This window comes from Pseudomonas sp. W17, assembly GCF_040268305.1.
Lineage (GTDB): Bacteria > Pseudomonadota > Gammaproteobacteria > Pseudomonadales > Pseudomonadaceae > Aquipseudomonas > Aquipseudomonas protegens.
In genome coordinates this window covers 127,501-140,322 of the sequence record NZ_CP158490.1, presented here as the reverse complement: position 1 = coordinate 140,322, position 12,822 = coordinate 127,501, and the positions used below count along the sequence as shown (strand labels likewise).

Sequence of the window (12,822 nt, the reverse complement as noted above, 5' to 3'; positions counted from 1 at the left end):
GACAGGCACTATGTTAGAAACCATCCGCAGACTGCGACGCCCTCTTCAGGCTGCCTCTGGCCGGCGCAGTGCCGGCCCACTTGCTTAAGGAAAAGCTGTGTACACCGACACCCGACAATGGACGCTGGTGATCAAACCCGGGCAAGCCACCCGGATCCGCCTGATCTGCTTTCCCCAGGCCGGGGCGGCAGCCGAGCAAATGCGGGTCTGGTCCAGTGGCCTGGCTGATCATATCGAGCTGGTGGTGCTCAACCTGCCGGGGCACGGTCCGCGCCGTGACGAAGCGCCCTGCGACAACTGGCCCAGCCTGCTGGAAAACACCTTCACCGCCCTCGCCCCCTGGCTCGGCGAGCCCCATGCGCTGTTCGGCCACGGCCTGGGCGCGCTGCTGGCCTACGAGACCAGCAAGCATGCCCAGGAACGCTTTCCCCAGCAGACCCGCCACCTGTTCGTCTCCGGCTGTCGCAGCCCGGATAGCCTGCCGCGCCGGCCCTTGCTCCACTCCCTGCCCATCGCCGCGTTTCGCGAGGCGATCCTGACCCTCGGCGCCAGCCCCCTGGAGATGCCCCGCGGGCAGAACGACCTGCAATCCTACGAACGCCTGCTGCGCAACGGCCTGAAGCTTTTCGAAACCTGGTACGACACCTCCAGCGGCTGCCTGGATGTGCCGTTGACGGCCTTCTACGGCAGCGAGGACCCGCTGGCCACGGCCAACCTCATGCTCAACTGGCGCGAGTTCACCGGCCGCGAGTTCGAGCTGATCGAAGTGGCCGGCAATCACTTCTTCATCAAGTCCCAGCGCCAGCGCCTGTTGCAGGTGATCAATACTCACCTGGGGCTGCTGGGCGACCACCCGGCCTGATCGGTCCCCATGAAAAAGCCCGCCCTGCCGTGAGGCGGGAGCGGGCTTGAAGGTGACGCGAAACGTCAGATCTTGAAGCTGTCCACCAGTTGCTTCAGGCGGCTGGCCTGCTGCGACAGGGCATCGCAATCCTTCAGGGTTTCGTTGAGGTTGGCCACGCCCTGCTGGTTCAGCAGGTTGATCTGGTTGATGTCGACATTGAGGGTCTCCACCACGGCCGTCTGCTCTTCGGTCGCCGCCGCCACCGACTGGTTCATGCCATCGATCTCGCCGATCCGCTGAGTCACGCTGACCAGCCGCGCACCGGCCTGGTTCGCCACTTCGACGCTCTCTTCGCTGGACGCCTGGCTGGCGTTCATGGTCGACACCGCTTCACGGGAGCCGACTTGCAAGGAGGTGATCATCTTGTGGATCTCTTCCGCCGACTCCTGGGTACGATGAGCCAGGTTACGTACCTCGTCGGCCACCACGGCGAAGCCACGACCGGCTTCGCCGGCACGGGCCGCTTCGATGGCCGCGTTGAGAGCCAGCAAGTTGGTCTGCTGGGAGATGCCCTTGATCACGTCGAGAATGTGCCCGATGTTGTCGGTGCTGGCGTTCAGGGTCTCGATCTGGGTGCAGGACAGGCTGATCTTCTGCGACAGCTCGGTCATGGCCTGGATGGTCTGTTCCACCACTTGGCGACCGTCGTCGGCCTGCTCGCTGGCGCCACTGGCGTGCTGCGAGGCATCGGCGGCGTTACGGGCGATTTCCTGAGTTGCGGCCCCCAGTTCGTTGATCGCGGCGGCCACGCTGTTGGTGCGGGCGCTCTGCTCGTCGGAACCGATGATCGAAGCGTTGGACGAAGCCATCACGCGCTGGGACAGGTCGTGTACCTGGCGGGTGGCCGAGGACACTTCGGAAATCGAGGCATGGATCCGCTCGACAAACTGGTTGAACGAGCTGCCCAGTTCGCCGAATTCGTCCTTGCTCTCTACCACCAGGCGCCGGGTCAGGTCGCCCTCGCCCTGGGCGATGTCCTGCATCGCACGGCCCATGGTGATCAGTGGGCGCATCAACACCTGGATCAGCAGGCTCAGCAGTACGGCGATCACCGCCACGGCGATAAACATCGCGATCAAGGCGGAAGTACGGAATTGGCTCAGCGGTGCGTAGGCCTTGTCCTTGTCGATGGACAGACCGATGTACCACTCGGCATTCGGCAAGCCGGTCACCGGAGTGAAGGAGAGGATGCGTTCCTGTTTGTTCAGGACCACTTCCTGGTTGCCGTTTTCGATCCGTACGTTGGCGCCGGGGTAGATGTCCTTGAGGTTCTTCATCACCTGGTCCTTGTCCGGGCTGACGATCACTTGACCGTCGGCACTGACGAGGAAGGCGTGGCCCAGGCCACCGAAATCCACCGAGTTGATGATCTTCACCAGGGTTTCCAGGCTCAGGTCGCCACCAACCACGCCCAGCAGTTCACCCTGCTTTTTCACCGGCATGGCGATGGTCACCACCAGGCCACCGACAGCCGCCATGTAGGGCGGGGTCAGCATGGTCTTGTCGGCGGCGACGGCCTGCTTGTACCAGGGTCGCTGACGCGGGTCGTAGCCGTCGGGCATCTTCGCGTCAGGGCGCTGGGTGAAGGTGCCGTTGGCCTGGCCGACGTAGGTGAACTGGAAGTTCGAGGTAAAGGCCGGTTGGTCCACCAGCCCTGGGAAATCTGCGTTCTGACCTTGGTGAGCAACGTTCTGCGCGAGGTTCTCGAGCACCAGGATCCGCCCGCTCATCCAGTTCTGCACACTGCTGGAGGTGAGCTCACCGGCCTGCTGGATAGAGGATTCGAGGTTCTGTCGGATGGTGTTTCGCTGCAGGTAGTCGTTGTACAAGGTGAACAACGCAAAAGCCAGAACCACTACGCCGGAGGCGGCCAAAAGGATTTTATGGCTGAACTTGAGATTCATTTCATGGGACTTCTTATGCCGAAAGTGGGGATGCGTCCGTAATGCAACATTCCATGTAACAGCGCAGGCGATGTTCTCTGACCGCTCTACTTTGGTGCACGCATGTCTTATCAGTCTTTCGGCAAGAATCTGCGAACCCTTAGAGATTTTTCTGAATTACTCTCCTGAATTTGCCTAATCCCGCCGAACGGTGTTCCAGAGCATCCGTGGCACATTTTCAGATGACCGACAGTGCGCTGCTTATTGCCAAATCGATAAAGCCTCAATGACAATGCGACTAATTATCATTAGTGACACTCAGGCAGTCTGCGTCCATGTCATCACCCGAGTTCGCCGTACAGATGCTCTACAGCCATCACCATGGCTGGCTCAACAGCTGGCTGCGCCAGCGCCTGGGCAATGCCGCGGATGCTGCCGACCTGGCTCAGGACACCTTCGTACGCCTGCTGCAGAAAACTGAACGTCTGGAACTCAAGGCCCCCCGGGCTTTTTTACGCACCATCGCCCGGGGGCTGGTAATCGATCACTGGCGCCGCGAGGAAATCGAACGTGCCTATCTGGAAACCATCGCCCACTTGCCCGAAGCCGAAACACCCGGCGCTGAAGCTCGGGCGTTGATTCTGGAGCTGCTGGAAAGCATTGCGCGGATGCTTGAAGGGCTGAAGCCGAAAGTACGTCAGGCTTTTCTCTTGGCTCAGTGCGAGGAACTTACCCACAAGCAGATTGCTCAGCAGATGGGCCTATCCCTGCGTACCGTCGAGCGTTATGTCGCCCAGGCGCTCTACCATTGCTACCTGCTGCGCTACGAGAGCTGAAGACTGTGGATAACTTTCCCGCCAGCCTGCCGCTCAAACCCAATCCCGATCACCTGGTGGTCAAGCAAGCAATCAACTGGTTGCTGCGCCTGCGCAACAACGGTGCCAACCCCAAGCTGCAGCAACAGTGCGATCTGTGGCGGGCGGCGCACCAGGAGCACGAACTGGCCTGGCAGCGGGTGCAATCGTTGCAGCAGGAACTCACGGCCAACCTGCGTTCGGTGCCTGGGGCTCAGGTGGCCTTGCATACCCTGGAACACAGCAGTCAGCGCCTGGGCCGGCGCCAGGCCCTGAAACTGCTCAGTGGCGCCCTGCTCCTGGGCTCCAGTGCCTGGGTCGGCAAGGATCTGCTGGGCTGGCAACAATGGAGCGCAGACTTTGCCACCGCCGTCGGCGAGCAGCGGGGCTTCCAGTTGCCCGATGGCACCCGCCTGGAACTCAACACCGACAGCGCGGCGGACCTCAACTTCAATGCCGAGCAGCGTCTGATCAAACTGCGCCGGGGCGAGATCATGGTGTCCTGTGGAGCCGATCACGGCCCTGCCCGCCCGCTGCTGGTGGAGAGCCGCCACGCCCTGCTGGAAGGCTTCGACGCCCGCTTCGTGGTGCGCGTGGAGGAACGCTGCACGCGCCTGAGCGTGACCCACGGCAGCGTGGCCATTCATGCGCCGCACACCGCCGACGGCCGTAGCGCCCGGGTGGAAGCAGGTCAGAGCTATCAGATCAGCCATGGCCTGGCCGAACCTGCGGCCCCCCTGGCGATGGACGTCGGCGCCTGGGCCGATGGCCTGATCGTTACGCGCAACATGCGCCTGGACGACTTTCTCCTGGAAGTCGGCCGCTATCGCCATGGCTATCTGGGCTGCTCGGCAGCGGTCGGCAATCTGCGCCTTTCAGGTGTGTTCCGCCTGGAAGACACCGACAAGTTGCTGGCCATCCTGCCCCAGACCCTGCCAGTGCAGTTGCGCTACCGCACCCGTTGGTGGGTGACCTTGGGGCCCGTGGCTTAAAATTCACTGGGATGATTTTTTTTGGCGGGTTTTGCCAGGACGTCCGGCTTAGTCAGTAAGCACTTCAATCTGCTTCCTGCGACTTCAACGGAACCTACCATGACTCTGCGCGACACCCGCCCAAGCTCTCCCTGCGCCCGCCCCTTGCGCCAAGCCATCCGCGCCGCCCTGCTGTGCTCCAGCATCGGCCTCGGCACAGTGGCGCCCCAGGTGCTGGCCGCCGATAGCGCTGTTGATACCCCGCGTCACAGCTACAGCGTGGCCCCGGGCAACCTCGGCGATGCCCTCAACCAGTTCGCCCGGCAGGCCGGGATCACCCTGTCCACCACCCCGGCCCTGACCCAGGGCAGGCAGTCCCCCGGGCTCCAGGGCGACTACTCCATTCCCCAGGGCCTGAACCAGCTGCTGCGGGGTTCGGGACTGGAGGCGGTCAGCCAGGACGGCGGCAGCTACGTGCTGCGGCCCCTGCCCCAGGGCAGCGCCCTGACCCTGCCCACCACTGAGGTCAAGGGCTTCGCCCTGGGCAACGCATTAGGCAGCATGGAGGGCTACAACGCGACGCACAGTCAGATCGCCACCAAGACCAGTACCGCGTTGCTGGAGACCTCGCAAAGCGTCTCGGTGGTCACCCGTGAACAGATCGACGACCAGGGCGCGCAAACCGTCGCCCAGACCATGCGCTACACCCCCGGCGTGCTGACCAATCCCTATGGCGCCACCCATCGCTACGACTATGTAGCGATGCGCGGCTTTAATGATGGTTCGGTGGACAACATCTACCTCGATGGCCTCAAGTCCATGGGCGACAGCGGCACCTACAGCAGCATGCAGGTCGACCCCTACTTCCTCGAACGGGTGGATATTCTCAAGGGCCCCTCATCGGTGCTTTACGGCCGCAGCTCCCCAGGCGGCCTGGTGGCCCTGACCAGCAAAAAGCCTCTCTACGAGCCCTATCACCAGATTCAGGCAACCGTGGGCACGCAGGGCAAACAGGGCCTGGGGTTCGACTTCAGCGGCCCGCTCGATGACGACAAGCGCATTGCCTATCGGTTGATCGGCCTGACGGACAAGTCCGACACTCAGTTCGACCACGCGAAGGAAAAACGCTTCGCCCTGTCGCCGACCCTGAGTATCGACTTCAGTGAAGACACCTCCCTGACGCTCCAGGCCTATTTGCAGAATGACCCCGATGGCGGCTACCACGGCGGCATGCCGGCCAACGGCACCCTGAACCAGCGCAATGGCCAGCGCATTTCTGAGCATTTCTTCGAGGGCGAGCCGGGCGTGGATGGCTACAAGCGCGATCAACAGTCCTTCGGCTATCAGTTCGAGCATCGTTTCAACGACACCTTCACCGCCCGCCAGAACTTCCGCTACCTGGACTCCAAGGTGAAGCTCGACCAGGTCTATGCCTATGGCTGGACCAATGCCACCAGCAATGACCTGAACCGCTATTACTCGGGTGGAGATGAGAAGCTCCACTCCTTCATCCTCGATAACATGCTGCAGGCCGAATTCCTCACCGGCGACGTCAAGCACACCTTACTGCTGGGAGCCGACTATCAACGGCGCAAGACCGTGGTCGACTGGGACCAGGGAACGCTGCAGCCGATCAATGCGTTCAACCCGGTCTATGGCAACTCGACGATCAACTACTACAGCCACACCAGCTATTTGCGGCGCCTGGAACAGACCGGCGTGTACTTGCAGGACCTGATCGAGCTGGACAAATGGCGCTTCTCCCTGGGGCTGCGCCAGGACTGGGTGGAGACCTCGGATGAAAACCGCCTGGCTGAAGCCCAGCGCCCACTTGGCACCGAAATCAGCGACAAACGCACCAAGCTCACTGGGCGTGCGGGCGCGCTCTATCTGTTCGATAACGGTCTGGCGCCTTACGTCAGCTATTCCGAGTCGTTCAACCCCAACTCCTACGCAGACAGCGCAGGCAATCCGCTGCCACCCACCGACGGCACCCAATGGGAAGTCGGGCTGAAATATCAGCCACCAGGTACGGACAACTTGTTCACTGCCTCGTTGTTCCGCATCGACCAGGAGAACCTGGCGTCGAAGCTGCCCCAGGAAAACTTCTATCGTGCGGTGGGTGCTGTTCGCTCCCAGGGGCTGGAGCTGGAAGCCCACATGCAGCTGACCGACAACCTGAAACTGCTGGGCAGCTATACCTTCACCGACATCCAGTATTCGAAGTCGATGACCAGCACCCTGAGCAGCGCCACCAACCTCATCGAGAACAAGGGCAACTCGCCTACTCAGGCACCGCGGCAGATGGCGTCGCTGTGGGCCGACTACAAGTTCGACAGCGCGGCGCTGGATGGCCTGCGCCTGGGCGGCGGTGTGCGCTATGTGGGCTACAGCTGGGCCGATGCCGAGAACACCATGAAGGTACCGGCCTACACGCTCTTCGATGCCTCCATCGGCTATGACCTGGGCAAGCTGGGCCTCAAGGGAGTGGATGTACGGCTCAATGCCAACAACCTGACCAACGAATCCTACGTCGCCTCCTGTGCAAGCTTGAGCTACTGCTACCTGGGCGAAGAGCGCAATGTCGCCGCCACGGTGAGCTACCAGTTCTGATCTAGGTTGACTCCAACAAAGCCAGCGCCTGTCAGCAGCCGCTGGCTTTGTCGTCTCTACGGGAAAATGTCATGCGCGCCATTCTGGTTCTATTGCACCGCTACATGGGCCTGGCCACCGCAGTGTTCCTGCTGCTGGCCGGGCTGACCGGGAGTGTCCTGGCCTTTCATCACGAGCTGGATGAGTGGCTCAACCCCGAGTTCTATCACACGTTCGGCAAGGGGCCGGTGCTGGCCCCCGGCGCACTGGTGGATAGCGTTCAGGCCGAGCACCCGAGGCTGCAGGTCTGGTACATGGAATATCCACAAGAAGCCGGGCATGCCGCGCTGCTGGCAGCGGTGCCACGCACCGATCCGGCCACCGGCCAACCGTATGCCGATCGCAATCAGGTATTTTACCTTGACCCGGTTACGGCCCAGCAGCAGGGGCAGCGCTTTTGGGGCGCCTGCTGCTTCCAGCGGCAGAACCTGGTGCCTTTTTTGCTGGAGTTCCACTACAACCTGAGCCTGCCCGGCAATTGGGGGCTGTGGTTGATGGGGCTGGTGGCCATTGCCTGGGTCATCGACTGTTTTGTTGCCTTGCTGCTGACCCTCCCTCGTGGACGGCCGTTCTGGCGCAAGTGGGCCACGGCCTGGAAGATCAAGGGCGGCCATGCCTATCGGCTCAACTTCGACCTGCATCGCGCCGCAGGCTTGTGGTTATGGCTACTACTGCTGCCGATCGCCATCAGTAGTGTGGCCATGAACCTGCCGAGCCAGGTGTTCAAACCCGTGGTGTCATTGCTCTCGTCCATCGAACTCAGCGTCTATGAAGCTCGGGGACGAGTACCGGCGGCAGAGCTGGGGATAACCCGGCTGACTTATCAACAGGCCTATGAACGGGCTCTGGAAGAGGGGCAGCGGCTGGGCTTGAAGGAGACGATTGGTGAGTTGTATTACAGCTTTGAATACAACTTCTATGGAGCAGGTTTTGGTCGGCATGACAGCCAGGCCCATGGTAAGTCCTGGCTGTTCTTCCACGGTACGGATGGGCGCTTGCTGGGGCAGGAGATAGCGGGGCAAGGCACCCTCGGAGAGCGCTTCTACCGACTGCAACTGCCCATACATGGAGGCAGGATCATCGGTACCACGGGGCAGGTGATCATTGCTCTATTGGGCGTTCTGATTGCCGTGCTGGCACTGACCGGCATCTATATCTGGTGGCGTAAGTTAATCGCCCGTAGAAGCAGCAAGATGCGTAAGAACAGGGCGTAAGAGGCAAACAAATGTGGTCTTGATGACTGCTTACTCGATGCTGATGAAACCCTGAATCCACCCTGCAATCTGCTTCTGCCACACAGCCCAGGCTTTATAGCGCACAAAAACAAAACCCCTGTCTGCGTGAGCAGACAGGGGTTTTGGAATTTGATCTTGACGATGACCTACTCTCACATGGGGAAACCCCACACTACCATCGGCGATGCATCGTTTCACTTCTGAGTTCGGGATGGGATCAGGTGGTTCCAACGCTCTATGGTCGTCAAGAAATTCTTTGGCCGATCCGTTCAACTTGAAAGTAGAACGTGTCAGCAAAATAAGTAACTTCTACATAAAGACAAAACCCCAACTGCATGTGCAGTTGGGGTTTCGGAATTTAATCTTGACGATGACCTACTCTCACATGGGGAAACCCCACACTACCATCGGCGATGCATCGTTTCACTTCTGAGTTCGGGATGGGATCAGGTGGTTCCAACGCTCTATGGTCGTCAAGAAATTCGGTAGCCAGTCCGTTGCTTGTGCAACGTGCCAGCGAATGGGTATGTAATAGATTTGTGTGTTCGCAAACTTTCGGTTTGTATCGTCTTCACACACCGCAACTCGCTTCTTAAGCAAATTGCTTGGGTGTTATATGGTCAAGCCTCACGGGCAATTAGTATTGGTTAGCTCAACGCCTCACAGCGCTTACACACCCAACCTATCAACGTCGTAGTCTTCGACGGCCCTTTAGGGAACTCAAGGTTCCAGTGAGATCTCATCTTGAGGCAAGTTTCCCGCTTAGATGCTTTCAGCGGTTATCTTTTCCGAACATAGCTACCCGGCAATGCCACTGGCGTGACAACCGGAACACCAGAGGTTCGTCCACTCCGGTCCTCTCGTACTAGGAGCAGCCCCTCTCAAATCTCAAACGTCCACGGCAGATAGGGACCGAACTGTCTCACGACGTTCTAAACCCAGCTCGCGTACCACTTTAAATGGCGAACAGCCATACCCTTGGGACCGGCTTCAGCCCCAGGATGTGATGAGCCGACATCGAGGTGCCAAACACCGCCGTCGATATGAACTCTTGGGCGGTATCAGCCTGTTATCCCCGGAGTACCTTTTATCCGTTGAGCGATGGCCCTTCCATACAGAACCACCGGATCACTAAGACCTACTTTCGTACCTGCTCGACGTGTCTGTCTCGCAGTCAAGCGCGCTTTTGCCTTTATACTCTACGACCGATTTCCGACCGGTCTGAGCGCACCTTCGTACTCCTCCGTTACTCTTTAGGAGGAGACCGCCCCAGTCAAACTACCCACCATACACTGTCCTCGATCCGGATAACGGACCTGAGTTAGAACCTCAAAGTTGCCAGGGTGGTATTTCAAGGATGGCTCCACGCAAACTGGCGTTCACGCTTCAAAGCCTCCCACCTATCCTACACAAGCAAATTCAAAGTCCAGTGCAAAGCTATAGTAAAGGTTCACGGGGTCTTTCCGTCTAGCCGCGGATACACTGCATCTTCACAGCGATTTCAATTTCACTGAGTCTCGGGTGGAGACAGCGCCGCCATCGTTACGCCATTCGTGCAGGTCGGAACTTACCCGACAAGGAATTTCGCTACCTTAGGACCGTTATAGTTACGGCCGCCGTTTACCGGGGCTTCGATCAAGAGCTTCGCGTTAGCTAACCCCATCAATTAACCTTCCGGCACCGGGCAGGCGTCACACCCTATACGTCCACTTTCGTGTTTGCAGAGTGCTGTGTTTTTAATAAACAGTCGCAGCGGCCTGGTATCTTCGACCGGCATGAGCTTACGGAGCAAGTCCTTCACCCTCACCGGCGCACCTTCTCCCGAAGTTACGGTGCCATTTTGCCTAGTTCCTTCACCCGAGTTCTCTCAAGCGCCTTGGTATTCTCTACCCAACCACCTGTGTCGGTTTGGGGTACGGTTCCTAGTTATCTGAAGCTTAGAAGCTTTTCTTGGAAGCATGGCATCAACCACTTCGTCACCTAAAAGGCAACTCGTCATCAGCTCTCGGCCTTAGAACCCCGGATTTACCTAAGATTCCAGCCTACCACCTTAAACTTGGACAACCAACGCCAAGCTGGCCTAGCCTTCTCCGTCCCTCCATCGCAATAACTAGAAGTACAGGAATATTAACCTGTTTTCCATCGACTACGCTTTTCAGCCTCGCCTTAGGGACCGACTAACCCTGCGTCGATTAACGTTGCGCAGGAAACCTTGGTCTTTCGGCGTGGGTGTTTTTCACACCCATTGTCGTTACTCATGTCAGCATTCGCACTTCTGATACCTCCAGCAAGCTTCTCAACTCACCTTCACAGGCTTACAGAACGCTCCTCTACCGCATCACTTACGTGATACCCGTAGCTTCGGTGTATGGTTTGAGCCCCGTTACATCTTCCGCGCAGGCCGACTCGACTAGTGAGCTATTACGCTTTCTTTAAAGGGTGGCTGCTTCTAAGCCAACCTCCTAGCTGTCTAAGCCTTCCCACATCGTTTCCCACTTAACCATAACTTTGGGACCTTAGCTGACGGTCTGGGTTGTTTCCCTTTTCACGACGGACGTTAGCACCCGCCGTGTGTCTCCCATGCTCGGCACTTGTAGGTATTCGGAGTTTGCATCGGTTTGGTAAGTCGGGATGACCCCCTAGCCGAAACAGTGCTCTACCCCCTACAGTGATACATGAGGCGCTACCTAAATAGCTTTCGAGGAGAACCAGCTATCTCCGAGCTTGATTAGCCTTTCACTCCGATCCACAGGTCATCCGCTAACTTTTCAACGGTAGTCGGTTCGGTCCTCCAGTCAGTGTTACCTAACCTTCAACCTGCCCATGGATAGATCGCCCGGTTTCGGGTCTATTCCCAGCGACTAGACGCCCTATTAAGACTCGCTTTCGCTACGCCTCCCCTATTCGGTTAAGCTTGCCACTGAAAATAAGTCGCTGACCCATTATACAAAAGGTACGCAGTCACAGAACAAAGTCTGCTCCCACTGCTTGTACGCATACGGTTTCAGGATCTATTTCACTCCCCTCTCCGGGGTTCTTTTCGCCTTTCCCTCACGGTACTAGTTCACTATCGGTCAGTCAGTAGTATTTAGCCTTGGAGGATGGTCCCCCCATATTCAGACAAGGTTTCTCGTGCCCCGTCCTACTCGATTTCATGACTAAGAGATTTTCGCGTACAGGGCTATCACCCACTATGGCCGCACTTTCCAGAGCGTTCCGCTAATCTCAAAGCCACTTAAGGGCTAGTCCCCGTTCGCTCGCCACTACTAAGGGAATCTCGGTTGATTTCTTTTCCTCAGGGTACTTAGATGTTTCAGTTCCCCTGGTTCGCCTCTTGCACCTATGTATTCAGTACAAGATAACCATCTTATGATGGCTGGGTTCCCCCATTCAGAGATCTCCGGATCAAAGTCTGTTTGCCGACTCCCCGAAGCTTATCGCAGGCTACCACGTCTTTCATCGCCTCTGACTGCCAAGGCATCCACCGTATGCGCTTCTTCACTTGACCATATAACCCCAAGCAATCTGGTTATACTATGAAGACGACATTCGCCGAAAATTTGCATTCTTAATTAAAAGAGAACTCACAAATTTTACCTTAGCCTGATCCGTTACCAGTGAAAGTAACGTTCAGTCTATCTTTCTATCACATACCCAAATTTTTAAAGAACGATCTAATCAAAAGACTAGAAATCAACATTCAAAGTGAATGCTCATTTCTAAGCTTTCAGAAGCAGTTTATGGTGGAGCCAAGCGGGATCGAACCGCTGACCTCCTGCGTGCAAGGCAGGCGCTCTCCCAGCTGAGCTATGGCCCCATAACAAAATTGGTGGGTCTGGGCAGATTCGAACTGCCGACCTCACCCTTATCAGGGGTGCGCTCTAACCAACTGAGCTACAGACCCAATTTCGAGCTTGTAACTGTTAGCTTGGAGCTATCAGCTTGGAGCTTAAAGCTGCTTCTATCGTCTTCTTCAATGAATCAAGCAATTCGTGTGGGAGCTTATGAAGCAGCTGATGTCGTCGATTAAGGAGGTGATCCAGCCGCAGGTTCCCCTACGGCTACCTTGTTACGACTTCACCCCAGTCATGAATCACACCGTGGTAACCGTCCTCCCGAAGGTTAGACTAGCTACTTCTGGTGCAACCCACTCCCATGGTGTGACGGGCGGTGTGTACAAGGCCCGGGAACGTATTCACCGCGACATTCTGATTCGCGATTACTAGCGATTCCGACTTCACGCAGTCGAGTTGCAGACTGCGATCCGGACTACGATCGGTTTTATGGGATTAGCTCCACCTCGCGGCTTGGCAACCCTTTGTA

6 protein-coding genes, 2 tRNA genes and 4 rRNA genes (1 of these 12 only partly in view) are annotated in these 12,822 nt (G+C 57.9%); 5 read left to right on the top strand and 7 right to left on the bottom strand.

All coding sequences use genetic code 11. The features are described from left to right. Nucleotides 1-97: 97 nt before the first annotated feature. The gene (locus tag ABCR88_RS00690; protein WP_161467467.1) at nt 98-862 is read left to right on the top strand and encodes an alpha/beta fold hydrolase; all 765 of its coding nucleotides are present in this window, start codon (nt 98-100) and stop codon (nt 860-862) included. Nucleotides 863-927: 65 nt separating this feature from the next. Here the strand turns inward: ABCR88_RS00690 and ABCR88_RS00685 are convergent, their stop codons facing one another. Beyond that, nucleotides 928-2,808, bottom strand: a complete 1,881-nt coding sequence (locus ABCR88_RS00685) for a methyl-accepting chemotaxis protein (protein ID WP_041115045.1) — start codon at nt 2,806-2,808, stop codon at nt 928-930. Nucleotides 2,809-3,122: 314 nt separating this feature from the next. Between ABCR88_RS00685 and ABCR88_RS00680 the strand changes: the two genes are divergently transcribed. The 4 genes from ABCR88_RS00680 (at nt 3,123) to ABCR88_RS00665 (ending at nt 8,478) form a co-directional block, all read left to right on the top strand. Then, entirely contained in the window at nt 3,123-3,623 is a 501-nt protein-coding gene (locus ABCR88_RS00680) for a sigma-70 family RNA polymerase sigma factor (RefSeq protein ID WP_325985403.1), read from the top strand. A 5-nt stretch (nt 3,624-3,628) separates the two neighbouring features. After that, nucleotides 3,629-4,633, top strand: coding sequence for a FecR family protein (locus tag ABCR88_RS00675; protein WP_236187347.1), 1,005 nt, complete (start codon nt 3,629-3,631; stop codon nt 4,631-4,633). Nucleotides 4,634-4,732: 99 nt separating this feature from the next. Then, entirely contained in the window at nt 4,733-7,225 is a 2,493-nt protein-coding gene (locus ABCR88_RS00670; protein ID WP_350023449.1) for a TonB-dependent siderophore receptor, read from the top strand. Nucleotides 7,226-7,296: 71 nt separating this feature from the next. Continuing rightward, nucleotides 7,297-8,478: a PepSY domain-containing protein gene (locus tag ABCR88_RS00665; protein ID WP_350023448.1), complete on the top strand. Its 1,182-nt coding sequence runs from the start codon at nt 7,297-7,299 to the stop codon at nt 8,476-8,478. 154 nt (nt 8,479-8,632) lie between these two features. On the opposite strand, the gene rrf (ABCR88_RS00660) is transcribed toward ABCR88_RS00665, so the two are convergent. The 6 genes from rrf (ABCR88_RS00660) to ABCR88_RS00635 all read right to left on the bottom strand — a co-directional run. Next, nucleotides 8,633-8,748: ribosomal RNA gene (gene rrf, locus ABCR88_RS00660) — 5S ribosomal RNA — on the bottom strand. Nucleotides 8,749-8,861: 113 nt separating this feature from the next. Next, nucleotides 8,862-8,977 (bottom strand): 5S ribosomal RNA (gene rrf / locus ABCR88_RS00655). Between the two features lie 138 nt (nt 8,978-9,115). Then, a 23S ribosomal RNA gene (locus tag ABCR88_RS00650) occupies nt 9,116-12,007 on the bottom strand. Nucleotides 12,008-12,240: 233 nt separating this feature from the next. Beyond that, a tRNA-Ala gene (locus ABCR88_RS00645) sits at nt 12,241-12,316 on the bottom strand. A 10-nt stretch (nt 12,317-12,326) separates the two neighbouring features. Next, a tRNA-Ile gene (locus ABCR88_RS00640) sits at nt 12,327-12,403 on the bottom strand. A gap of 123 nt (nt 12,404-12,526) precedes the next feature. Next, nucleotides 12,527-12,822, bottom strand: a 16S ribosomal RNA gene (locus ABCR88_RS00635); it runs 1,243 nt beyond the window's last position. Together the 16S, 23S and 5S rRNA genes with 2 tRNA genes alongside form the textbook arrangement of a ribosomal RNA operon.